The sequence below is a fragment of the Leifsonia sp. NPDC056665 genome (genome assembly GCF_042791795.1).
In the GTDB taxonomy this organism is placed as follows: Bacteria; Actinomycetota; Actinomycetes; order Actinomycetales; family Microbacteriaceae; genus Leifsonia.
On the sequence record NZ_JBHTXK010000029.1, the window covers coordinates 1 to 19,221 of the forward strand.

General features: G+C 71.5%; 23 protein-coding genes and 1 pseudogene. 17 read left to right on the plus strand and 7 right to left on the minus strand.

What is annotated here, in order from left to right; translation table 11 throughout:
* From ACFQ9V_RS18570 to ACFQ9V_RS18595, 6 genes and pseudogenes are all read left to right on the plus strand, one after another.
* A pseudogene (locus ACFQ9V_RS18570) lies at positions 1 to 604 on the plus strand (maltose alpha-D-glucosyltransferase); the annotation flags it as partial.
* A gap of 86 nt (positions 605 to 690) precedes the next feature.
* Entirely contained in the window at positions 691 to 1,053 is a 363-nt protein-coding gene (locus tag ACFQ9V_RS18575; RefSeq protein WP_382460598.1) for an ArsR/SmtB family transcription factor, read from the plus strand.
* Positions 1,050 to 2,096, plus strand: a complete 1,047-nt coding sequence (locus tag ACFQ9V_RS18580; RefSeq protein WP_382460599.1) for a cation diffusion facilitator family transporter — start codon at positions 1,050 to 1,052, stop codon at positions 2,094 to 2,096. The genes ACFQ9V_RS18575 and ACFQ9V_RS18580 overlap by 4 nt, the downstream gene beginning before the upstream one ends.
* Positions 2,093 to 2,704, plus strand: a complete 612-nt coding sequence (locus ACFQ9V_RS18585; RefSeq protein ID WP_382460600.1) for a cation diffusion facilitator family transporter — start codon at positions 2,093 to 2,095, stop codon at positions 2,702 to 2,704. Before ACFQ9V_RS18580 ends, ACFQ9V_RS18585 begins: the two co-directional genes overlap by 4 nt.
* 71 nt (positions 2,705 to 2,775) lie before the next feature.
* Positions 2,776 to 2,955, plus strand: coding sequence for a hypothetical protein (locus ACFQ9V_RS18590; protein WP_382460601.1), 180 nt, complete (start codon positions 2,776 to 2,778; stop codon positions 2,953 to 2,955).
* 161 nt (positions 2,956 to 3,116) lie between these two features.
* The gene (locus tag ACFQ9V_RS18595; RefSeq protein ID WP_382460602.1) at positions 3,117 to 3,419 is read left to right on the plus strand and encodes a DUF5652 family protein; all 303 of its coding nucleotides are present in this window, start codon (positions 3,117 to 3,119) and stop codon (positions 3,417 to 3,419) included.
* Here the strand turns inward: ACFQ9V_RS18595 and ACFQ9V_RS18600 are convergent.
* The 5 genes from ACFQ9V_RS18600 to ACFQ9V_RS18620 form a co-directional block, all read right to left on the minus strand.
* Positions 3,416 to 3,643, minus strand: a complete 228-nt coding sequence (locus ACFQ9V_RS18600; protein WP_382460603.1) for a ferredoxin — start codon at positions 3,641 to 3,643, stop codon at positions 3,416 to 3,418. The two genes, ACFQ9V_RS18595 and ACFQ9V_RS18600, sit on opposite strands and share 4 nt — an antisense overlap.
* Positions 3,640 to 4,884 (minus strand): NADH-ubiquinone oxidoreductase-F iron-sulfur binding region domain-containing protein, encoded by a 1,245-nt coding sequence (locus ACFQ9V_RS18605; RefSeq protein ID WP_382460604.1) that lies wholly within the window; start codon positions 4,882 to 4,884, stop codon positions 3,640 to 3,642. The genes ACFQ9V_RS18600 and ACFQ9V_RS18605 overlap by 4 nt, the downstream gene beginning before the upstream one ends.
* Entirely contained in the window at positions 4,881 to 5,468 is a 588-nt protein-coding gene (locus ACFQ9V_RS18610; RefSeq protein WP_382460605.1) for a ferric reductase-like transmembrane domain-containing protein, read from the minus strand. The genes ACFQ9V_RS18605 and ACFQ9V_RS18610 overlap by 4 nt, the downstream gene beginning before the upstream one ends.
* Positions 5,469 to 5,495: 27 nt before the next feature.
* Positions 5,496 to 5,834 carry a hypothetical protein gene (locus ACFQ9V_RS18615; RefSeq protein WP_382460606.1) on the minus strand — a complete coding sequence of 113 codons (339 nt, stop codon included), beginning with the start codon at positions 5,832 to 5,834 and terminating at the stop codon, positions 5,496 to 5,498.
* A 100-nt stretch (positions 5,835 to 5,934) separates the two neighbouring features.
* Positions 5,935 to 7,587 carry an FAD-dependent oxidoreductase gene (locus ACFQ9V_RS18620; RefSeq protein WP_382460607.1) on the minus strand — a complete coding sequence of 551 codons (1,653 nt, stop codon included), beginning with the start codon at positions 7,585 to 7,587 and terminating at the stop codon, positions 5,935 to 5,937.
* Positions 7,588 to 7,701: 114 nt separating this feature from the next.
* Between ACFQ9V_RS18620 and ACFQ9V_RS18625 the strand changes: the two genes are divergently transcribed.
* Together ACFQ9V_RS18625 and ACFQ9V_RS18630 are read left to right on the plus strand one after the other, a co-directional pair.
* The gene (locus ACFQ9V_RS18625; protein ID WP_382460608.1) at positions 7,702 to 7,878 is read left to right on the plus strand and encodes a hypothetical protein; all 177 of its coding nucleotides are present in this window, start codon (positions 7,702 to 7,704) and stop codon (positions 7,876 to 7,878) included.
* Between the two features lie 2 nt (positions 7,879 to 7,880).
* On the plus strand, positions 7,881 to 8,147 hold the full coding sequence (locus ACFQ9V_RS18630; protein WP_382460609.1) for a metal-sensitive transcriptional regulator: 267 nt from the start codon (positions 7,881 to 7,883) through the stop codon (positions 8,145 to 8,147).
* On the opposite strand, the gene ACFQ9V_RS18635 is transcribed toward ACFQ9V_RS18630, so the two are convergent.
* Positions 8,131 to 9,285: a cation:proton antiporter gene (locus ACFQ9V_RS18635; protein WP_382460610.1), complete on the minus strand. Its 1,155-nt coding sequence runs from the start codon at positions 9,283 to 9,285 to the stop codon at positions 8,131 to 8,133. The genes ACFQ9V_RS18630 and ACFQ9V_RS18635 overlap by 17 nt on opposite strands.
* Before the next feature lie 161 nt (positions 9,286 to 9,446).
* Between ACFQ9V_RS18635 and ACFQ9V_RS18640 the strand changes: the two genes are divergently transcribed.
* From ACFQ9V_RS18640 to ACFQ9V_RS18660, 5 genes are read left to right on the plus strand one after another with little or no spacing between them, the layout of a single operon-like run.
* Complete coding sequence (locus tag ACFQ9V_RS18640) at positions 9,447 to 10,832, plus strand: ferric reductase-like transmembrane domain-containing protein (protein ID WP_382460611.1); 1,386 nt, start codon at positions 9,447 to 9,449, stop codon at positions 10,830 to 10,832.
* Positions 10,829 to 11,326 carry an FMN-binding protein gene (locus tag ACFQ9V_RS18645; RefSeq protein WP_382460612.1) on the plus strand — a complete coding sequence of 166 codons (498 nt, stop codon included), beginning with the start codon at positions 10,829 to 10,831 and terminating at the stop codon, positions 11,324 to 11,326. The genes ACFQ9V_RS18640 and ACFQ9V_RS18645 overlap by 4 nt, the downstream gene beginning before the upstream one ends.
* Positions 11,323 to 12,081 (plus strand): FAD:protein FMN transferase, encoded by a 759-nt coding sequence (locus ACFQ9V_RS18650; RefSeq protein WP_382460613.1) that lies wholly within the window; start codon positions 11,323 to 11,325, stop codon positions 12,079 to 12,081. The genes ACFQ9V_RS18645 and ACFQ9V_RS18650 overlap by 4 nt, the downstream gene beginning before the upstream one ends.
* 41 nt (positions 12,082 to 12,122) lie before the next feature.
* Positions 12,123 to 12,791 (plus strand): response regulator transcription factor, encoded by a 669-nt coding sequence (locus tag ACFQ9V_RS18655; RefSeq protein WP_382460614.1) that lies wholly within the window; start codon positions 12,123 to 12,125, stop codon positions 12,789 to 12,791.
* Entirely contained in the window at positions 12,788 to 14,014 is a 1,227-nt protein-coding gene (locus ACFQ9V_RS18660; protein WP_382460615.1) for a sensor histidine kinase, read from the plus strand. The genes ACFQ9V_RS18655 and ACFQ9V_RS18660 overlap by 4 nt, the downstream gene beginning before the upstream one ends.
* Before the next feature lie 76 nt (positions 14,015 to 14,090).
* Here the strand turns inward: ACFQ9V_RS18660 and ACFQ9V_RS18665 are convergent, their stop codons facing one another.
* Positions 14,091 to 14,999: a S1C family serine protease gene (locus tag ACFQ9V_RS18665; protein ID WP_382460616.1), complete on the minus strand. Its 909-nt coding sequence runs from the start codon at positions 14,997 to 14,999 to the stop codon at positions 14,091 to 14,093.
* Between the two features lie 194 nt (positions 15,000 to 15,193).
* Between ACFQ9V_RS18665 and ACFQ9V_RS18670 the strand changes: the two genes are divergently transcribed.
* Genes ACFQ9V_RS18670 through ACFQ9V_RS18685 form a run of 4 tightly spaced genes read left to right on the plus strand, consistent with a single transcriptional unit; the run spans position 15,194 to position 19,131 of the window.
* A complete protein-coding gene (locus ACFQ9V_RS18670; RefSeq protein ID WP_382460617.1) occupies positions 15,194 to 16,282 on the plus strand; it encodes an ABC transporter ATP-binding protein in 1,089 nt (362 codons plus the stop codon).
* The gene (locus ACFQ9V_RS18675) at positions 16,279 to 17,487 is read left to right on the plus strand and encodes an ABC transporter substrate-binding protein (protein WP_382460618.1); all 1,209 of its coding nucleotides are present in this window, start codon (positions 16,279 to 16,281) and stop codon (positions 17,485 to 17,487) included. The genes ACFQ9V_RS18670 and ACFQ9V_RS18675 overlap by 4 nt, the downstream gene beginning before the upstream one ends.
* Before the next feature lie 13 nt (positions 17,488 to 17,500).
* Positions 17,501 to 18,319, plus strand: a complete 819-nt coding sequence (locus ACFQ9V_RS18680) for an ABC transporter permease (protein WP_382460619.1) — start codon at positions 17,501 to 17,503, stop codon at positions 18,317 to 18,319.
* Positions 18,316 to 19,131: an ABC transporter permease gene (locus ACFQ9V_RS18685; RefSeq protein ID WP_370054712.1), complete on the plus strand. Its 816-nt coding sequence runs from the start codon at positions 18,316 to 18,318 to the stop codon at positions 19,129 to 19,131. Before ACFQ9V_RS18680 ends, ACFQ9V_RS18685 begins: the two co-directional genes overlap by 4 nt.
* Positions 19,132 to 19,221 lie beyond the last annotated feature (90 nt).

Genomic DNA, 19,221 nt, shown 5'->3' on the forward strand with positions numbered 1-19,221 from the left:
GCACCTGCTGCTCGCCGCGTTCAACGCCTGGCAGCCCGGTGTCTTCGCCATGTCCGGCTGGGACCTGCTCGGCTCGCTCACGGTCCCCCGCGAGCAGGTGGCCGACCTGATCGCGGACGGCGACACCCGCTGGATCGAGCGCGGCGCCCACGACCTGCTCGGGGTCGCCCCCGAGGAGGAGCGCTCGGCGTCCGGCATGCCGCGGTCCCGGTCGCTGTACGGCACCCTCCCCGACCAGCTCTCCCGGCCGGACTCCTTCGCGAGCGGGCTCGCTGACCTCCTGCGCATCCGCTCCCGCTTCGGCATCGCGACGGCCCGCCAGGTCGACGTGCCCGACGTCGCGCACCCCGGGATGCTGGTGCTCGTGCACGAGCTGGAGTCGCTGGACGAGCAGGGCCTCCCGATCGTGCAGCTCACGGTGCTCAACATGAGCGCGGAGGCCGTGGACGGCACGGTGCGGTCGGACGCGCTGCCGCTCGGCGCGACCGTGATCGACGCGGGCGACGACAGCGAGGTGACGACGGTGGACAACCTGAGCAGCTTCCCGCTGAGCATCGGCCCCTACGGCGTCCGCTTCCTGGTGCTCCGCCGCCCCGAAGCCTGAGTTCTCAGCGTCGAAGGGCACGTAAACGCCCCTAAAACGCCCTTTTAGGGGCGTTTGCGTGCCCCTCGATGAGTTAGTATCTGCGTATGGATGCAGATAAGCCGATATGCGGACGTCTACCGGACAGCCAGTACGTCGAGCTTGCGGTCGAGGTGTTCGGGATGCTCGCCGACGCCACCCGGGTGCGCATCATCCTGGCCCTCCGCGACGCCGGCGAGCTGTCGGTGAACCACCTCGCCGACATCCTGGACAAGCAGCCGGCCGCCGTCTCCCAGCACCTGGCGAAGCTGCGGCTCGCCCGGATCGTGGCGACGCGCCAGGACGGCCAGCGGGTCTTCTACCGGCTGGAGAACGAGCACGCGAGCCGGCTGGTCACCGACGCGATCTTCCAGGCGGAGCACTCGCTCGGCGGGACGCCGCGGCATCATCACGTGGAGGCGTCGGCATGAGCGGAGAGACGCACACCCACCACGACCACGACCACGAGCACCGGCACGACCACGAGCATGACCACGGCCACGAGCACGGACACGACCACCACCACCCCACCGGCTTCAAGGGTTTCCTCTACGGCCTCTTCGTCCCGCACTCCCACGACGCTGCCGACTCCATCGACGACGCCCTGGAGGCCAGCACCGAGGGCGTCCGCGCGCTGAAGATCAGCCTGTTCGTCCTGCTCGGCACCACGCTGCTGCAGGCGATCGTCGTGGGGTTCAGCGGGTCCGTCGCGCTGCTCGCCGACACCGTCCACAACTTCTCCGACGCGCTGACAGCCGTTCCGCTCTGGGTCGCGTTCGTGCTCGGCCGCCGGGTGGCCTCCCGGCGCTACACCTACGGCTACGGCCGCGCCGAGGACCTCGCCGGGCTGTTCATCATCGCCGTCGTCGCCCTGTCCGCGATCGTCGCCGCGTGGCAGTCGATCGACCGGTTCTTCCACCCGCACCCGCTGGAGAACCTCGGCTGGGTGGTCGTCGCCGGCCTGATCGGCTTCGCCGGCAACGAGGCGGTCGCGATCTACCGCATCCGCGTCGGCCAGCGGATCGGCTCCGCCGCCCTCGTCGCGGACGGCGTCCACGCCCGCATCGACGGCTTCACCTCGCTCGCCGTGGTGATCGGCGCGATCGGCGTCATGCTCGGCTTCCCGCTCGCCGACCCGATCGTCGGCCTCCTCATCTCGGCCGCGATCATCGTGCTGCTGTGGGGCACGGTCCGCAGCATCGGCCGCCGCCTTCTCGACGGCATCGAGCCCGAGCTCGTCGGCCGCCTGGAGCACGCGCTGGAAGACACCCCGGGCGTGACGGCGGTCCCGCGCGTGCAGCTCCGCTGGGTGGGCCACCGGCTGCTCGGCAGCGCACGGCTGACCGTCGACGCCGCGACCCTCGCCGACGCCCAGCGCATCACCGAGGCCGCCCGCGCGCACGCGACGGCGCACCTCCGCAACCTGGACGAGCTGCACCTGGAGCTCGCACCCGGCCCCGCGCCGACCCCGTGACCGACGCGCAGCTCGACAACGCGACCCGTCGCCGCCTGACCCGCTTCGGCATCGGGCTGGAGGCGGTCACGCTCGGCTGGAACGTCGTCGGCGTGATCGTGCTCGCCGTCCTCGCTTACGCGAGCGCGTCGGTCGCCCTGCTCGGCTTCGGCCTGGACAGCCTGATCGAGATCTTCGCCAGCGTCGTCGTCATCTGGGAGCTGACCGGCGCCGGCGAGCGCCGCCAGCGTCTCGCCCTGCGGCTGATCGGCGTGGCGTTCGTCCTGCTGGCCGCCTACCTCCTCGTCCAGGCCGTCGTGGCGCTGATCGCCGGCCACCGTGCCACCCCGACCCCCGGCGGCGCGGGCTGGACGTCCGTGACCGCGCTCGTGATGTTCGCCCTCGCCTTCGGCAAGACCCGCACCGGCCGCCGGCTCGGCAACCCCGTGCTCATCACGGAAGGCCGGGTGACCCTGGTGGACGGCATCCTCGCGACCGCCGTCCTCGTCGGCATCGTGCTCAACGGGCTGTTCGGGTGGTGGTGGGCGGACCCGCTGGCGGGGCTCGTGATCGTGGGGTACGCGGTGCGGGAGGCGATGGAGATCTTTCGGGCCAGCCCGGAAACCTGAGTGGCTCAACCGCCCGGCCAACGCCGCATCCACTTCACGGAGGAGCCCGACTCCAGCAAACGCAAGTTCAGATGATCGCGGCGGCGCTCGACCGGAACGGCGGGCACGCACTCCGAAATGAGCACACCGCTCCGAACGACCACGCACTCCTGTGGATCAGCGACATGGTCGCCTGGTGCTGCTACAAGGGCGGAGAGTGGCACCGTCGCGTGCTGCCGATGATCGCCGGCATCAGGACCCTCGCGCCTTAAATGCGCGAGCCTGGCTCGTCGAACCGTCCGGATGACTGCCAGGCTTACTTCGACCCGCTACTGCGGCCCGCTCTGAAATACTAAACCATCAATCTGCTGCAGCGCCACCCCAAGCTCTCCACCCCTTGCCGCACCCCACCCGCCGGCGGTCGAATGAGCGCATGAGAGACCACATCGAATCACCCCGCATGGGGATGCACGACGCGCCGCCCGCGGGCCGCATCCTCGTCGTCGCGGTCGTCGCCTGGAGCCTCGCCTGGAAGGGCGCTTCGCTCTGGCGCGCCGCCAGGAACGGCAGCAAGCCGTGGTTCGTCGCGCTGCTGCTGAGCAACACGCTCGGCCTGCTGGACGCCGTCTACCTGTTCGGCGTCGATCGGCGCCGTCGGTGGGCGCGGCTGGAGGAGGACGCCATCCTCGCCGTCACCGGGGAGCCGAAGCAGGAGGGGCACACGGACGAGACCTAGACCGCCACGCGCTTGAGCGCGAGCACCGGGCAGAGCGCCACGGCGTCATCCGCCGCGTCCAGCTCGTCGGTGCGCAGCGGCACCTCCGAGCGGAAGCCCTCCGCGCCGCGGAGCGAGACCGGGTAACCCCAGTCGTCGCGCGTGAGGGCGCGGTCGAGGATCTCGGCGCAGAGCCCCCGGCCGTCGCACTTCGTCCAGTCGATGTGGAGCGCGGGGGTGGTCATCGCGCTCTCCGGACGCAGCGGCCGTGGGCGTGCGAGCGCACGTCGTGGTCGAAGACCGTGAGCGCGCTCCGCACGAGCCGGGCGGTCCCGTCGGGGTGGTGGCAGGAGCCGCGGCCGACGACGAGGCCGGCGAGCCGTTTGAGGTCGGCGGCGTTCTCGGCGACGGCCTGCCCGGAGGCGACGGCCGCGAACCGGTCGGCCATCGTCGGCAGGCCGAACATGCACGGACCGCACTGGCCGACCGACTCCCCGGCGAGGTATTTCACGATCCCGGCGGTGACGTCGAGCGCGCAGCGGTGGTCGCCGAGCACGTGGATGATCCCGGCGCCCGGCGACGCGTCGAACGGGGCGAGGTCGAGCGCGGTCAGCGGGAGGTCGAAGGCCTGCGCCGGCACCCAGGCGCCGTGGTAGCCGCCGATCAGCGCGGCGGTGACCGTCCCGAAGTCGAGCTGCAGCGGGGCCAGGGTCTCGCGCACGGTGGCGTCGGTGCGGATCTCGTAGACGCCCTGCTTCGGCACGTCGCCGGTGACCGTCACCAGCCGGGTGCCCGGGTCGACCGGGTCGCCCACCGACCGGAACCAGCGGGCGCCGTGGCGGGCGATCAGTGCGAGGTGCGCGAGCGTCTCCACGTTCTGCACGACGGTCGGCCGGCCGCGGAGGCCCGCGGTCGTCAGGCGCTTCGTGCGGTCCACCGGCCGCGCGTCGTCGTTCTCGATCAGGTTGACCAGGGCGCTCGCCTCGCCGGAGACGAAGCCTCCCGCGCCCTCCACGACCTCGATCCCGCGTGCGTCCCGCCGCTCCTCGATCGCGCGCTCGACGGCCCGGAGGGCGTCGCCCTCGGCCACGATGAGCACGTTGCGCGCGCCGATCGTGCGTCCGGCGGCGAGCATCCCGTCGATCACGAGGTGGGGAGCGTTGCGCAGCAGGACGGCGTCCTTGGAGCTGAGCGGCTCGCCCTCGGTGCCGTTGGCGATGAGGATCGGCGCCCGGCCGCGGCGGCGTCCGCCCGCGTCGATGGCGGCGGACAGCTTGCGCGAGACCGGGAAGGCCGCGCCTCCGCGCCCGGTGAGCCCGGAGGCTTCGAGCTCGGCGAGCATCGCGTCGGGGTTCCGCTGGGGCAGCTCGCCGTAGGCGCGCAGGTGCGCGTCGAGGGTCGCCCGGTGGCCGGCGGCGAAGAGCCGTCCGGCGTCCACTGCGCGCGTCGGCGCTCCGGAGGTGGTGGGGTCCATCGTCATCGTCATGCGTCGTCCTTCTTTCCAGACGGTGCGAGTCCGGCGGCGAGGCGCCGCGTGTGCGAGTGCTCCACGAACCGGGCCGACAGCCGCCAGATCACGGCCACGACGACGAGGAGGGTGCACCCCGCGGTCACGAGCAGGAACCAGCCGCTGGTGCCGTTCGTCCCGTTGCCGATGCCGTGCAGGACGGCGATCGGCCACATCGCGTAGGTGAACCAGTGCACGAAGCGGAAGGCACGCTGGCCGAGGCGCCGGCGGAGCAGGCCGGTGATGGTGATCGCGACGACCAGGTCGAACGCGACCGTCCCGAGGCCCTGCCAGAACGGCTTGAACGACCCGGCGAACGGCACCACGATGTCGAGCACCGAGAGCTTGGCGTAGGAGTCGAACAGCAGCGTCCCCACGTGGAGCACGAGGAAGACGCACGCGAGCAGCGACACGTTGCGGTGGATCAGCGACACCGAGAACCGCGGCATCCCGGGCAGGGGACGCCCGGAGCGCGTGACGATGCCGAGCACCAGGGTCAGGGTGAACAGCAGCAGCGCGATGAGGCCGGACGCCCGGCCGAAGGCCCAGAGCAGCTCAGTCATCGTCGCCCCCCTCCGTCGGCCTTCGCATCAGGAGCCTGACGACGTGCCGCTGGACGAGCCGCCTTGGCTCGGCTGGACCGGGGCAGGGGCAGGAGCCGGAGCCGGAGCGGGAGCCGGAGCCGGTGCGGCCGGGGCTGGGGCCACACTCGGAGCGGGTGCGGCCTGGGCCGGCGTGGCGGTCGGGGTGGGCGTCGCCGATGGCGTGGCCGCCGGAGTGCTCACCGGTCGCGCGGCCGCCACTGCGTGCTTGGTCGGCGTGGTGTCGAACAGCACCGTGCCCACGGCTGCGGCTGCGCCGACGCTCGTCACGCCGATCACGCCGGTCAGCACACCGACGATCCGCTTTCCTCGTGTCCAGGTCGCCATCCGTCCCTCCTTCTCCAGGTCGTTACCTCCACCATCCCGGCGAATTCTTGACGGATTCTTACGTCACATGGGCAGAACCTGACGATCCGCTATCCGTTCTCTAGGCGGCGACGGCCTCCCGAGCCCGGGTCGACGCGCCCGCGGCCCAGGTGCGGTAGCCGCCGTCGAGGTTCACGACGCCGTACCCGCGTTGGGCGAGGATGCGTGCCGCGGTGTGCCCGCGCTGCCCAACCTGGCAGTGGACGACGACTGGTCCGGCCGGCAGCTCGGCGAGCCGGTCGCGGAGCTCGTCGACGGGGATGTTGACCGCGCCGGGGATCGCACCGGCCGCGTGCTCGCCCGCGCTGCGGACATCCACGAGGGTGGCGCCCGCGGCCAGGGTGGAGTCAAGCTCGTGCCACTGGATGGCGCTGGTGGTGCCGGTGCGGAGGTTGTCGGCGACATAGCCGAGCTGGTTCACCGGGTCCTTCGCCGAGCCGAACTGAGGCGCGTACGCGAGCTCCAGGCGTGCGAGCCCGGAGGCGGTGATGCCGCCCGCCATCGCCACCGCGATGACGTCGATCCGCTTGTCCACGCCGTCCCCGCCGACGATCTGAGCGCCAAGGATCGCGTCGCTCGCCGGGTCGACCAGCAGCTTCATCGACATGGGCTGCGCGCCCGGGTAGTAGGTGGCGTGCGAGGTCGGATGGGTGTGGATGACGCGGTGCTCGCGGCCGGCCGACACGAGCTGCTGCTCGCTCCAGCCGACCTTCGCTGCGACGGAGTCGAACACCTGCACGATGGCGGCGCCCAGCGCCGGCGTGTTGCGCTCGTCGTGGCCGGCGATCACGTCGGCGACCGAGCGGCCGTGCCGGTTGGCCAGCCCGGCCATCGTGACGAGCGCCTCCTCGCCGGAGAGCGCGTCGATCTTCTCGACCCCGTCGCCGACGGCGTAGATGTGCGGGTCGCTGGTGCGGTTGCGCGCGTCGACCGCGATCCCGCCGGTCGGGCCGAGTGCCACACCGGCGGTCCGCGCGAGGTCAACGCTCGGCACCACGCCGGACGCGTCGACGATGAAGGCGGGACGCAGCGCGCTGCCGTCGTCGAGGAGGACGTCCCCGCCCTCCACCGTGTCGATCGTGACGCCGGTGCGCACCTCGACGCCGTGGCTGCGGAGCCGGGCCTCCAGCGGCGCAACCATCTCCGGGTCGAGCGGGCTCAGGAGGTGCGGCCCGCGCTGGACGAGGGTGACGTGGAGGCCGCGGCGTAGCAGGTTCTCCACCGCCTCCAGGCCGATGAACCCGCCGCCGACGACCAGTGCGGACGCGTTGTCGGCCGCGGCGTCCACCAGCCGGCCGATCGCGTCCACGTCTTCCACCGTGAGCAGCGTGTGCGTGCGGATGCCGGGATGTCCCGCGGCCTCCCGGGCGGAGGCGCCGACCGCGAGGATCAGCTCGTCGTAGGCCTCGGTGGACGTCTCGCCGCTCGCGAGGTCGAGCACCGTCACCGTGCGCCGCGCGGCGTCGACGTCGAGCACCTCGTGACCGGTGCGGACGTCCAGCCGGAACCTCGACGCCAGCGACTGCGGCGTCTGAAGCAGCAGCGACGACCGATCGCGGATCACCCCGCCGACGTAGTACGGGAGGCCGCAGTTCGCGTAGGAGACGTACGGGCCGCGCTCGAACACCACGATGTCACGCGACTCGTCCAGCCGGCGCAGCCGGGTCGCGGCCGACATGCCTCCGGCGACGCCGCCGACGATGATCGTTCTCACTGGGGTGGTCCTTCTTCCGTGCCTGGTGTCCGAGGGAGCCGATTGCGGATACCCCCACCGGTATCGTACTATACCTCCGGGGGTATCCCGAATCCCCGAGAGAGGACCCTGTTCATGTGTTATCCCGTGACCTGCTCCACCTGCTCCAAGACGACGTGGGACGGCTGCGGCCAGCACGTCGCCGATGTGCGCCGGAACGTCCCGGCCGCGCAGTGGTGCGACGGCCATGCCGAGCAGTCCACGATCTCACCCGGCCCCGGCTTCCTCGGCCGCCTGTTCGGACGGAGCTGACCGTGGACCGCACCGCCACCGACGTCAAGCCCGTGCTGAACCGGCTGCGCCGCGCGCAGGGTCAGCTGAACGCGGTGATCGCGGCCGTCGAGAACGGCGGAAAGTGTCGCGACGTCGTGATCCAGCTCGCCGCGGTCTCCAGCGCGCTCGACAAGGCCGGCTTCCAGATCATCGCCACCGCGATGGAGAAGTGCCTGAACGACCCGGACGACACCACCGACCCGATGACCGTCGAGGAGCTCGAGAAGCTCTTCATGACGCTGGCGTAGCCCCGACGGCTCCTCCGGCCCGACGCGCGACCGCTGCCACCGAGACGGCCGATGTGGCCAGGCTGATCAGCGCGCCGAGCAGGATCGCCCCGCCCTCCCCCGGAGCGAGCGTGTGGGTCTGGAGGCCGAGTGTCACGGCGGCGACCGGCACGCCGAGCTGCCCCGCTGAGGCGACGGCCTGCGCCCACGGGAGCCCGGCGAGCCGTGAGGCCAGGTGCGCCAGCACCGCCCCGACGCCGAGCGCGACGCCGAGCAGGATCATCGCCGGGTGCGCGACGAGCGCCCGCAGATCGAGCGAGGCGCCGAGCCACACGAAGAAGAGCGGACCGAAGAAGCCCTCCGTCATCCCGAAGAGCTGCCGCGCCAGCCGGTGCGGCTCGCCGACGGCCGACAGCACGAGCCCGAGCGCGAAGCCCGCGATCATGATCGAGAGCTGCGCGAACTGGGCGATCGCCGCGAAGGCGAACAGCACCAGCAGGCTGAGCCGCAGCTCCAGCGCGAACCGTCGGCGCTCCGAGTAGGCGTGCAGCACGCGACGGTGGTCGGAGCGGACCCAGCGGGTCAGCGCGACCCACAGCCCCACGGCGAGCGCGGCGATGACCAGCACCCCGATCCCGGCGGTCAGCGCCCTCCCCGGCACAACTATCAATGGGAGGAGCACGACGCACACGACGTCCGCGACGGCGATCTGCGCGACGAGCTGGGCGGCCGAGCGCTTGTCCACGTTCACGGACTGCAGCATCGGCAGCACGAGCGCCGCGGACGACGAGGCCAGCAGCACCCCGTAGAGGAGGCCGTTGCCGGAGTGCGCGACGGCGGCCAGCAGCGCGGCGAGCACGGCGGAGACCGCGCCGACCAGCCCCGCCCCGAGGGCGCCACGCGCGAGGGCCGCACGCACGACGGGGTCGCGCACGGGCACGTGCGAGCCGACGACCACCATCGTCAGCCCGAACCCGATGGAGGCGAGCAGCGTGAAGTCGTCGTTCGCCGGGTCGACCAGCCGGAATCCGGAGACGCCGATCAGGAGGCCGCCGAGCAGCTCCCCCGCCACCACGGGCACGCGCCAGATCGAGCGCGCGGCCGCCAGCGGGCCGAGCAGGCCGACGGCCACCACCAGCGCCAGGAGGGCGAAGCTCATGCGGAAACCGTAGCCGCACCCGGCAGGCGACCGGCGGCGGCCCCGCCGTCACGGCGCGGCGCCGCACTCCATAGCCGAGCCACCCACCTCCATAGCCGATCCTTAGGCCGTTCTCAGCCAACGTAAGAATCCACAAAGATTCGACCAGCATCGTTGGAGGCATGACAGAGACCTGGGCCGCGACGACGGCACCCGCGCGGCGCCCCCGTGCGCGCCGCGGCGCCGCGACCCGGCACCGGCGCGGCGCGCTCACCGTGCGCATCCTGCTCGGCGCCAGCGTCATCGCCGTGCTCGGGATGTGGTGGTTCAGCGTCCCCGCGAACTTCGCCTCGACCCCCGCCAACGCGATCACTTCGCTCGGCGAGCTGAGCGGCCTGGTCGGCGCGCTGCTGGTCTGCTACCAAGTGCTGCTGATCGCCCGGGTGCCGTGGTTCGAGAACGCGGTCGGGCTCGACAAGCTGGTCTCCTGGCACCGGTCGCTCGGCGCCTCGGTCATCTTCCTCATCGTCGCGCACGTCGTCTTCATCGTGCTGGGCAGCGAGGTCATCGACAAGAGCACGCCCTGGGACGAGTTCTGGACCGTCTACTACTCGTATCCGGACATGTTCTGGGCGCTCGTCGGGACCATCGCGTTCCTCGCGGTCGGACTCTCCAGCGCACGCCTGATTCGGACGAAGCTGTCCTACGAGGTCTGGTACTGGCTGCACCTCACGACCTACGTCGCGATCTTCCTCACCTTCCTCCACCAGCTCAGCGCCGGCGTGCACTTCATCGGCAACCCGGTCAACCGCATCCTCTGGATCGGCCTCTACCTCGGCACCGCCTCCGCCGTACTGACCTGGCGCTTCATCCTGCCGACGATGGACGCGTGGAAGAGCCGGATGCGCGTCATCGCGGTCGTCCCGGAGGGCCACGGCCTCAACAGCGTCTGGCTCGAGGGACCGCACGTCGACCGGCTCGGCGTCCGCGCGGGCAACTTCCTGCTGTTCCGCTTCTTCGCCTGGGGCCACCTCGGCACGGCGCACCCGTACTCGGTGTCGGCGGTGCCGGCGAACGGCCGGCTGCGCATCACCGTCGGCACCCTCGGCGACCACTCCAGCCGCCTGACCGCACTGAAGCCGGGGACGCTCGTCTTCGCCGAAGGACCCTTCGGGCACTTCACGGCGGACCGCGCCAGCCGTGGCAAGCTGCTCCTCATCGCCGGCGGGGCGGGCATCGGCCCGATCCGGGCGCTCGCGGAGGAGCTGGTCTACCGCGGCGGCCGCCCGGTCGTCCTGTACCGGGTCAGCGCGCCCGAGCAGCTCGCGCTCCTCGGCGAGCTGCAGGCGATGGAGGGGGTCACGGTGATCCCGCTCGTCGGCCGCCGCGCCCAGCTCGGCTACGACCCGCTGGGCCCCGGCCACCTCGTGCGGATCATCCCCGACCTCCACAATTGGGAGGCGTTCATCTGCGGGCCGGAGGGCATGGCCGAGCAGGTGGAGTCCTCGCTGCGCGAGCTGCGGGTGCCCAAGCGTTTCATCCACCGAGAAGAACTGAGCATGTCATGAACAACAAGTCGTGGCGCGGGACCGTCCTGTTCACCATCATCCTGGTGGTGATGGGCGCCACCGTCGGCCTCAAGCTGTACGGGGTCGGCGAGCAGACCAGCGCGCTGTCGTCGGCGCACGCGACCACGACCACGCCGTCGTCGACTCCCTCCAGCGCGCCGAGCGCGACGGCGACCGCGACGCCCTCCGCGTCGGCGTCGGCCCCCGCGGCCGCGGCGCCGGCGACCAAGACCGTGACCGGAACCGCCGTGGACACCCGCTACGGCCCGGTCCAGGTGAAGGTCACCTTCGAGGGCACCAAGATCACCGCCGTCGACGCCATCCAGTACCCGACCGAGAGCGGCAGGGACCAGGAGATCAACTCGCAGGCCATCCCGATGCTGCAGCAGGAGGCGATGGCCTCCCAGTCGGCGAAGATCGACACCATCTCGGGCGCCACCTACACCTCGGAGGGCTACATCCAGTCGCTGCAGTCGGCCATCGACCACCGATGAGGTTCGTCGAGACCGTCATGTGCATCCCGATGTCGCTCGACATCCGGGAGGCCGACGAGCTCGTTGCGGCGGCGGCCGCCCAGCGCGCGTTCCGGGTGCTGCGGGAGGCCGACGCGCGCTTCTCCGCGTATCGCCCCGACAGCGAGCTCAGCCGGGTGAACGCCCGCGGCGGCGACGCGTCAGGGGCGAGCGACGACTTCGCGGAGGTCGTCGGGCTCGGCTCGGCGATGGCGGACGCCTCCGGCGGCGCGTTCCGCATCCGGCGCCCGGACGGCACCTGGGACCTCGACGGCGTCGTGAAGGGCTGGGCGGCCGACCGCGCGGCGCGCACGCTCGCCGTGGGCGGCCTCCGGGACTTCTGCCTCAACGCGGGCGGCGACGTCGCGGTCTCCGGCAGCCCGGGCGAGGGCCGGCCGTGGAACGTGGGGGTGCGCTCCCCGGAGAGCGCGGCAGATGTGCTCGCCGTGCTGGAGGTCCGCGACGGCGGCGTGGCGACCTCGGGCGCTTACGAGCGCGGTGCGCACATCGTCGACGGACGCACGGACGGGGCGGCGACGGGGCTGCGCAGCGCGACCGTCGTGGCCGCCGACCTCACGACGGCCGACCTGCTCGCGACGGCCGTGTTCGCGCTCGGCGAGGACGGGATCCGCTGGGCCATCGGCAACGGCGCGCGCGGCGTACTCGCCGTCGACGCGGCCGGCCGGCTGCTCGGGCTCGGCGAGCTGGCCTTCGCGGGAGCGGGGGAGCAGCGGTGAGCGGCGACGGGCTCGCGGGCGACTCCTCCTATACTGCGGGCATGAGTGAGCGCCGCCGGGTCCTGGTCGCCGAGGACGACAGTCGTCTCGCCGGGATGCTGGAGACGCTGCTGGTCTCCGACGGCTACGACGTCGAACTGGCTCGCGACGGACAGCGCGCCCTGCACCGCGGCCTCACCGAGAGCTTCGACGCCGTCGTGCTCGACCGCGGCCTCCCCGCGGTGGACGGGCTCGGCGTGCTGCGCGGCCTCCGCAGCAACGGCGTGACGACGCCCATCCTCATCCTCTCGGCGCTCGGCACCGCCCCCGACCGGGTGGACGGCCTGAACGCGGGCGCGGAGGACTACCTGGCCAAGCCGTTCGACATCGACGAGCTGCTCGCCCGGGTGCGCGCGCTCGTCCGCCGGGCGTCGTCGGACGTCCCGACCGTGCGCTTCCCGGGAGGGCAGCTGGACGTCGGCAGCCGCACGGTCACGCTCGGCACCGGCGAGCGCGTGGTGCTCTCCGACCGCGAGGCCGGCCTCCTCGAACTGCTGGCGCGCCGGCCCGAGCAGGTCTTCTCGCGGGCCGTGCTGCTGGACGAGGTCTTCGCCGACGCGGACGACCCCGGCGTGGTCGACACGTACGTGCACCATCTCCGCAAGAAGTTCGGCCGCACCCTCATCGAGACGGTGCGCGGCGTCGGCTACCGGCTGGGCGGGGTCGGATGAAGGCCGACCTCCGCGAGCTGCGCACGGCGTCGGCGCGGCTGGCCCTGCAGTTCGCCGGCATCATCCTGGCGCTGTTCGTCGTGCTCGGCGGGGTCGTCTACATCGTGGTGTCCACCGGCCAGACGGAGGCCGCCAAGCGGGCGCTGGCGGACGCGTCGCAGGTGGACTCCGTGCACGACGCGCCGCACGACCTCCTGATCACGGTCATCCTCCCGCAGGGCAGGGACGTCTCGCCCAACCTGCCGAAGGGACTCCCGGACGAGCGCGCCCTGCAGGACGTCGCCCAGAACGGCGGGTCGATCACCGAGACCGTCGTGGCGGCGGACGGGAAGAGCTACCTCACCCAGACCGACGTGCGGCGCGGCAAGGTGGTGCAGATCTCCTACGGCGTGGCCGAGCAGCAGGAGGAGATGGGCCGTCTGCTGACCGCGCTCATCATCTCCGGCGTCATCGCGACGGTGGCCGCCGCGCTGGTCGGGCTGCTGCTGGCGCGCCGGTCGATGCGCCCGATGTCGGAGGCCCTCGCGCTGCAGCGGCGGTTCGTCGCGGACGCTGGGCACGAGCTCCGGACACCGCTGACGCTGCTGAGCACCCGCGCCCAGCTCCTGCGCCGGAGGGTCTCCCGCGGCGCGGACGCTGCCGCGGACGACGACGTGCGGTCGGGGCTGGACGAGATCGTGGACGACAGCCGGGCCCTGACCGAGATCGTGGAGGACCTCCTCACGGCGGCGGACCCCCGCCAGAACGCGGAGCCGGAGCGGGTCGACATCGGCGAACTCGCGGGGGTGGTCGCCCGCTCGGCCGAAGGGCGCGCGCACGAGCGCGGCATCGCGTTGACCACGACGGCGGCGCCCGCTGCGGTGGTCACCGGCGCACCCGTCTCGCTGCGCCGGATGATCGTCGCACTGGTCGACAACGCCCTCGACCACGCCGCGTCGCAGGTCGCGGTCGACGTGTCGACGGACCGCGGCGACGTCGTGCTCACGGTCTCGGACGACGGCCCGGGGTTCGGGGACGACCTCCGGGGCAGCGCCTTCGACCGCTTCGCCTCGGCGCGCGCGGAGGGCGGCACGGCGGGACGGGAGCGGCACTACGGTCTCGGCCTTGCGCTGGTCGCGGAGGTGGTGGACCGGCACGGCGGCCGCGTCACCGCCGCCGACCGCCCCACCGGCGGCGCCGAGGTCACCGTCACACTCCCCCACTCCCCGTCGAAGGGCACGTAAACGCCCCTAAAACCGCGTTTTAGGGGCGTTTACGTGCCCTTCGGCGGGGGGGTGGTTGGGGTTAGGCGTCGGTTAGTTAGGTGGGTTCCACTATGGCGTCGACGAGGGCGCCGTTGCGCCAGACCGTCAGCTCCAGGCGGCGACCGATCGTGCTCGCGATCATGAGGCGCTGGAGGTCGGCGACCGCGTGGATGCGCATGCGGTCGAGTGAGATGAGCACGTCACCCGTGCGGATCCCCGCGAGGTCGGCGGGGCTGTCCGGGACCACCGACATCACCTGGATGCCGGTGCGCGCGCCGGCCTTGCGGGCGATCTCCGGGCTGAGCGTGATCTCCGCGCCCGCGATGCCGAGCCAGCCGCGGCGGACGCGGCCCTCGCGCATCAGGGTGTCCATGATCTGGCGGCTCGTGGCGTTGATCGGGACGGCCAGGCCGAGGCCGGTCCCGGCGACGGCGGTGTTCACGCCGATCATGCGGGCGTTGCTGTCCGCGAGCGCTCCGCCGCTGTTGCCCGGGTTGAGCGCGGCGTCGGTCTGGATCACCTCGTCCACCACGCGGCCCGACCGGGTCGGCAGCGACCTCCCGAGCGCGGAGACGATACCGGCCGTCACGCTCCCCGCGAGGCCCAGCGGGTTGCCGACGGCGACGACGAGCTGTCCCACCTGGAGTTTCGCGGCGTCGCCGAGTTCGACCGGCGCGGGGACGGGCGCGTCGGCCAGCAGCATCGCGAGGTCGGAGAGCGGGTCGCGGCCGATGACGCGCGCCCGCACGCGGGTGCCGTCCTCGAACGCGAGGTCCACGCTCCCTGCGCCCTCCACGACGTGCGCGCTGGTCAGGACGTGGCCCTCCGCGGAGATGACGGTGGCGCTGCCGAGGCCGACGCCGCGGGAGGTGCGCGCGGTGACGGCGGCGACCGCCGGGCCGACGACGCGCGCGACGCGCACCACCGCCGTCGAGTAGGCGTCCAGCGCGTCCGCATCCGTCATGAGACGAGTGTGCGCCTCCCGGAGTCCGCAGGGGCCTCCCGTTCGCCGACGGCGGAGGGCTGACCTTTCGGACCGAAAGTCGGCGTGAAACGGCGGAAATCGGCACTCCAAGCGATATTTCCCTGCGGATACCGTAGTCGCGTCAACATCTGATCGCATATGATTGCGACGCCCACCGTCGAAGGAGACTGGATGTGAGCGAGCAGCCCGCCATCAGGCTGACCGGACTGACCAAACGATTCGGGACGGTCGCGGCCGTCGACGACCTCGACCTGGAGATCGCCGCCGGCGAGTTCTTCTCGATGCTCGGCCCGTCCGGCTCCGGCAAGACCACCGTGTTGCGCTGCATCGCCGGCTTCGAGCAGCCGACCTCCGGAACGATCGAGCTGTTCGGCCAGGACGTGACCGCCAAGCCCGCCGCCGCGCGCGACGTCAACACGGTCTTCCAGGACTACGCGCTGTTCCCGCACATGAACGTGCTGGACAACGTCGCCTACGGCCTCCGGGTGCGCGGCGTCGGTCGGACGGAACGGCGCAGGCGCGCGATGGACGCTCTCGAGGCGGTCCAGTTGCCGGGCTTCGCCGACCGCAAGCCCGCCCAGCTCTCCGGCGGCCAGCGGCAGCGCGTCGCCCTGGCCCGCGCGACGGTGGTGCAGCCGAAGGCGCTGCTGCTGGACGAGCCGCTCGGCGCCCTCGACCTCAAGCTGCGCCAGCAGATGCAGGTCGAGCTCAAGCAGCTCCAGCACGAGCTGGGGATCGCGTTCGTGTTCGTCACCCACGACCAGGACGAGGCGCTCACGCTGTCCGACCGGATCGCGGTCTTCAACAACGGCCGGATCGAGCAGCTCGGCACGCCGCGCGAGCTCTACGAGCACCCGAACTCCCGGTTCGTCGCGGACTTCGTCGGCACCTCGAACCTGTTCGACCGCGAGCGCGCCCGCAGCATCCTGGGCCTCGACGGCGAGTACTCCATCCGCCCGGAGAAGCTGGAGCTGCACACGCTGCCGAACACCTCGGGCGCGCCGTCCGCGGCCGGGACGCTGGTCGAGTCGGTGTACGCGGGCAACAGCATCCGCCGCGTGGTGGACCTCGACGCGGGCCTCCGGATCTCGGTGCTGGAGAGCAACGACCGCACGCACCGTGCCGAGCTGGAACGCGGCTCGCGCGTGAACGTGACGTGGAACGACGACGACCTCCGGAGGCTCGGCGGCGACGCGCCGGACGACCTCCAGGACGCAGATGTACCTCGCAGCAGAGGTGTAGAAGAGAGGCAGGACTCATGATCCGTGCAACGAAGCGCGTGGCGCGCTCGGCGGCCGTAGCCGCGGCCGCCTCCGCGGCCCTCCTGGTGCTGGCCGCCTGTTCCGGCGGCGGCCCCACCGGCGGCTCGGCCGGCTCGGTGCCGAACGTCCCGATGGCGAAGAAGCTCGGGGCCAACGAGAACCAGCTCAACCTCATCGTCTGGGCGGGCTACGCCGAGGACGGCTCGAACGACCCGAAGGTGAACTGGGTGACCCCGTTCGAGCAGAACACGGGCTGCCAGGTCAACGCCAAGGTCGCCGGCACCTCGGATGAGATGGTGCAGCTCATGCGCACCGGCGACTACGACGGCGTCTCGGCCTCCGGCGACGCCACGCTCCGCCTGGTCTACGGCGGCCAGGTCGCGCCGGTCAACACCAAGCTGGTGCCGAACTACACGACCATCTCCAGCTTCCTCAAGGACAAGGCCTGGAACTCCGTCGACGGCCAGATGTACGGCATCCCGCACGGCTGGGGCGCCAACGTGCTGATGTACAACAAGGCCAGCGTGACCCCGGCGCCCGACTCCTGGTCGGCCGTCTTCGACGACGCGTCCAAGTACGCCGGAAAGGTCACCGCCTACGACTCCCCGATCTACATCGCGGACGCCGCGCTGTACCTGAAGGCGCACGACCCGTCGCTCGGCATCAAGGACCCGTACTCGCTCACCGAGAAGCAGCTCGACGCCGCGGTCTCGCTGCTGAAGAAGCAGAAGAACTCCATCGGCGAGTACTGGTCGGACTACACCAAGTCCGTGCAGTCGTTCGAGTCCGGCAGCAGCGTCGTCGGGACCTCCTGGCAGGTCATCGCGAACCTCATCCAGAGCGACGGCAAGGTGCAGGTCGGCACGACCGTCCCGAAGGAGGGCTCGACCGGCTGGTCGGACACCTGGATGATCTCGTCCAAGGCGAAGCACCCGAACTGCATGTACCAGTGGATGAACTGGATCACCTCGCCGGCGGTCAACGCCCAGGTCGCGGAGTGGTTCGGTGAGGCCCCCGCCCAGACGAAGGCGTGCGAGAAGACCCAGGACCCGACGTTCTGCGACCAGTACCACGCGCTCGACGCCGGCTACGCGTCCAAGATCCACTACTGGACGACGCCGCAGACCAAGTGCGTCGACGGCAGCGGCAACGACTGCACCGCGTACAGCGAGTGGGTGACCAAGTGGCAGGAGATCAAGGGATGACAGGAGTCCGGGCATGAAGGCCCGCCTGGGCCTCCTGCTCGGGCCTCCCCTGCTCTGGCTCGTCGTCATCTACCTGGGCTCGATCGCCGTCCTCCTGGTCTCCTCCTTCTGGACGGTGAACGGGTTCACGGGCGCGGTCGTCCCGACCTTCACGCTCGAGAACTACGCGACGCTGTTCACCGACCCGCTGTACGGGACGGTGGCGCTGCGGACGCTGCTCGTCGCGCTGGGGGTGACGCTCATCGACGCCGTGGTCGCCTTCCCGATGGCCCTGTACATCGCGAAGGTGGCCCGGCCGAGCCGGCGCGCGATCTACCTCGTCGCCGTGACGACGCCGCTCTGGGCCAGCTACCTGGTGAAGGCGTACGCCTGGCGGATCCTGGTCGAGCCGGGCGGGCCGATCGCGGTCGCGACCGGCGGGTACACGCCCGGGTTCGGCCTCCCGGCAACGATCATGACGCTGGCGTACCTGTGGCTGCCGTACATGATCATCCCGGTCTACGCCGGGTTCGACCGCGTGCCGGACTCGCTGTTCGAGGCCAGCTACGACCTGGGCGCGTCCACCTGGCGCACGATCAGGACGGTCGCGTTCCCGCTGGTCTTCCCCGCGATCGTCGCCGGGTCGATCTTCACCTTCGCGCTGAGCTTCGGCGACTACATCGCGGTGGGGATCGTCGGCGGCAAGACGCAGCTGCTCGCGAACCTGATCTACGGGCAGCTCGTCACGGCGAACAACCAGCCGCTCGCGGCGGCGCTGTCGGTGATCCCGCTCGTCGCGGTCGTGCTCTACCTGCTCGCGGTCCGCCGCACCGGCGCCTTGGAGAACGTGTGAAGCTGCTCTCGACCCCCGCGCGCATCGTCGTCGGCCTCTGCATGCTGGTCGGCCTGGTGATCCTCTACGTGCCGCTGCTGCTGATCGTGCTGAACTCGTTCAACAGCTCCCGGACGTTCTCGTTCCCGCCGCCCGGCTTCACGCTGCAGTGGTGGGTGGACGCGTTCCAGTCCCGCGGCGCGGCGGACGCGCTGGCGACCTCCGTGATCGCCGGGCTCTGCGCCTCCGCGATCGCGCTGGTGCTCGGGACGATGGCCGCGTTCGCGGTGCAGCGGTTCCGGTTCTTCGGCCGGCAGAGCATCAACTTCCTCGTCGTGCTGCCGATCACCCTCCCGGGCATCGTCACCGGCATCGCGCTTGCGTCGACGTTCACGACCGTGCTCGGGCCGCTCGGCGTGACGCTCGGGATGGCGACCGTGATCATCGGCCACGCCACGTTCTGCATCGTCATCGTCTACAACAACGTCCAGGCGCGATTGCGGCGGATGGGAACCTCCCTGGAGGAGGCCTCCGGCGACCTCGGCGCGCGCGGCTGGCAGACGTTCCTGTGGGTGACGCTGCCGCAGGTGCGCGGGGCGCTCGCCGCCGGCGTCCTGCTGGCGTTCGCGCTCAGCTTCGACGAGATCGTCGTCACGACGTTCACGGCGGGACCGGCCGTGCAGACCCTGCCGATCTGGATCTTCCAGAACCTGTTCCGCCCGAACCAGGCGCCCGTCGTCAACGTGGTCGCGGCGGTGCTGACGATCCTCGCCATCATCCCCGTGTGGCTCTCGCAGCGTCTGGCCGGCGACTCGGTCACGAGCCGCGTCTAGGCGCGCACACATTCGTGGGGCGGTTAGTAAGAGGGGGCGGCGCAGGCGGCCAAGGGCACGCAAAGTGGTGGGGGAGACGCCCCGGGGGGG